Below are 2,891 nucleotides of genomic sequence, written 5' to 3' on the forward strand. Positions count from 1 at the left end.
ATGTGATTCTTAAAATGAGTGTTTAATCATTTGCGATTAATAGAAATTCTCAAAAATCAAATACAAAGTATAAAAAAGGACAAAAAAATGGTTAATAACTCGAATGTGAAAAACTTAATCAAAATCCTCATTGGAGCAGCTTGGATTGATGGCAAAATTCAGCCAGAAGAAAGACAATATTTACGCAAAATAGCTGAAGAACAATGTGTAGCCAACGAGCCAGATATAAAACCTTGGCTTTATGAATTGCGGGAAGTAAAACCAGCAGAATGTTATCTTTGGGTCAATGAGTATTTAGGAGCAAGTCCTAGTCACGAAGATTACCAAAAATTGATTCAAGCTATCAGTGGCTTGATTTATAGTGATGGAGAGGTAGCAATTGAAGAAGCGAAGCTACTCACTAAATTGCAAGACTTGTCAGCCGAGAAGGAATCAACCCAACCAATTTTAAAGGGTATACTCAAAAAAATTCAAAAAATGTATCGTCGTTGGGTTGAAGTGCAAAATTGAGAGGTTATTCACAGATTGCAATATGAAAAGAATAATTTCCCCATCACCTAACACCCAACCTCCAAACCCTGTCTCCATTTCAAGCTGATTGTCACCTTCTGAGGGGTGGTGGTGAATCAATCGCTTCTCTAAAATAATCAAAAACCCCTCCTGGAAATGGGGGGCGTTTTTGGTTGATCAGTTTTCACTGAGAATGTTTATAGTCTCCCAATGCCCTATGACGACTTCCTTTGATTCTACCAGAATCTTTAGAAAAGTCATCCTTGAAGGACGGGGCTTGTATCCCATTATTTTCGGTCAAGCATCAAAGATTACTAGCAATCATCTGACGGTACTGACTCTTTTGCTTCACCCCTTTGAACTCCTGTAAAAGTTCCTTATCCTTAAATAATTGCACCGTTGGAGTTCCTGTAACCCTGGCATTTTCCGCAATATCCTTGTCTTGATCGATATCAATTTCTACAAAGTGGATTTTGTCTTCAAACTCATCCAAGACTTTATTTAATATGGGTTTCAAGGTATGACAAGGACCACAACCAGGAGAAACATATTTAACCACCACTAAGCGATCGCTGTCATGGAATAATTTCCTTAAAGCATAACCCCCATGATGCCGTGTTGTTTGCAAATTAAATTCCAAGGAATTGTTGCCTTCAATGGGGGTTGCAGTCTTTTTTGAGGCTTCTGATTCTGAGTGTTGGTGGAATTCCTGAATCAAATTATTGCCCGATAACCAGCGTTCAGCCAACAACGCCGCCATACAACCAGTACCAGCAGCAGTCACAGCTTGGCGATATTCATGATCCTGCACATCCCCCGCAGCAAATACTCCTTCCACACTGGTTTTGACGGAATCAGCCTGGGTAACAATATAACCCACTTCATCCAGTTCTATTTGTCCCTTAAATAAGGATGTATTGGGAGTGTGACCAATGGCATAGAATAAACCCTTAGATGAAACTTTTCCTTCCTCCTCTGTTTGACGATTACGGATTTTTAAACCCTCCATCCAATCATTACCAAACACATCCACTGCTTCCGTATTCCAATGCACCTGAATTTTCGGATTACTCAAAACTCGATCTTGCATTGCTTTAGAAGCACGCATTTTTTCCCCGCGTACTAATAAATTCACCTTAGAACCATACTTCGTCAGGTACACCGCCTCTTCCGCCGCCGAATCACCACCACCAATTACAGTCAACTCTTCTCCGCGAAAAATTGGTGTAGCTCCATCGCAAATAGCACAAGCAGAAATTCCTCGACTCCAAAACTGCTTCTCACTAGGTAAACCCAAACGCCTAGCCGTCGCCCCCGTAGCGATGATAACGCTATGAGCCTTAAATTCCCGTTCATCGGAACGTACAGTAAACGGACGCTGACTGAAATCGACTTCAATCACATCCTCAGTATATAACTCCGCCCCCCAACGTTCCGCCTGCGCCTTCATCCTATCCATTAATTTTGGTCCTGTAATCCCTTCCGGAAAGCCAGGAAAGTTCTCCACTTCAGTTGTCGTCATCAACTGTCCACCAGGTAAACCCCCGGCTTGAAACCCTTCAAATACCACAGGTTTTAAATTTGCCCGCCCTGCATAAATTGCTGCTGTAAAACCCGCAGGGCCAGAACCGATAATTACTAGGTTTTCTATTTTAGGATTGGTCATAAATACTTATTCATACTCATAATGACTACGCTTAATATAGCATAACAAATATGGCTAAATGCCCAACTTCTTTAAGGATAATAGTTAAGAAAGCTTGCGCCGTTGTCGTTGGTAAAATGAATGGGGTATCTGAAGTTAGATGCACAAAGGTTAGATCCTCCCTAACCCTGCTTAGATATCAACAGCGATCGCTTAATTCGGTTAAAAAAGCAAAACCAGCCCCAATCTAGCCAGCAAATTTTCACAATTCAGGAGTATGACAGATAAATGGGATAGACATCATAGATATGTGGGCATACTGATATTAATTACAACTATGAATCTGGCTGAATTATTTAATAATTTACTCTATGTAAATAGCTCCCGTAACTTCTTGGATTCTTCAAATCTCGATAAACACCATGAATAGCGAGTTGAGACAGAAATTTTTACCTATTCTCCAGCAACAACAAAGCGATGATCACGGATTTACCATCATAGAATTACTCATAGTGATGATGACGATTGGTATTATATCAGCCATTGCTTTACCATCCGTACTCAACCAAGCGAGTAAAGCCAAACAGGTGGAAGCTAAAACTTATATCTCCACTATGAACCGGGCTCAACAATTATATTATCTAGAAAATTTTAGCTTTACTAACTCTATCGATTCTCTGGAACTTGGTCTGAGCAACCAAACCAACAATTATGATTACATCATTAACATTAGTAA

3 protein-coding genes are annotated in these 2,891 nt (G+C 40.2%); 2 read left to right on the forward strand and 1 reads right to left on the reverse strand.

The window, feature by feature from the left end; all coding sequences use genetic code 11:
* Positions 1–87 precede the first annotated feature (87 nt).
* Positions 88–510, forward strand: a complete 423-nt coding sequence (locus CALSC_RS22705; protein WP_088243518.1) for a tellurite resistance TerB family protein — start codon at positions 88–90, stop codon at positions 508–510.
* A gap of 304 nt (positions 511–814) precedes the next feature.
* Here the strand turns inward: CALSC_RS22705 and trxB are convergent, their stop codons facing one another.
* Positions 815–2,176 (reverse strand): thioredoxin-disulfide reductase, encoded by a 1,362-nt coding sequence (gene trxB, locus CALSC_RS22710; RefSeq protein WP_088243517.1) that lies wholly within the window; start codon positions 2,174–2,176, stop codon positions 815–817.
* A 401-nt stretch (positions 2,177–2,577) separates the two neighbouring features.
* On the opposite strand from trxB, the gene CALSC_RS22715 reads away from it, so the two are divergent.
* Positions 2,578–2,891, forward strand: a 314-nt coding sequence (locus tag CALSC_RS22715; RefSeq protein WP_143288343.1) for a type IV pilin protein, incomplete at its 3' end; no start/stop codon positions are given.

The sequence above is a fragment of the Calothrix rhizosoleniae SC01 genome (assembly GCF_900185595.1).
Lineage (GTDB): Bacteria > Cyanobacteriota > Cyanobacteriia > Cyanobacteriales > Nostocaceae > Calothrix_A > Calothrix_A rhizosoleniae.

Excerpts from the sequence above, each read along its gene's own strand:
- CALSC_RS22705 (WP_088243518.1), top strand. The coding sequence starts at position 88 with ATGGTTAATAACTCGAATGTGAAAAACTTAATCAAAATCCTCATTGGA.
- trxB (WP_088243517.1), bottom strand. The coding sequence starts at position 2,176 with ATGACCAATCCTAAAATAGAAAACCTAGTAATTATCGGTTCTGGCCCT.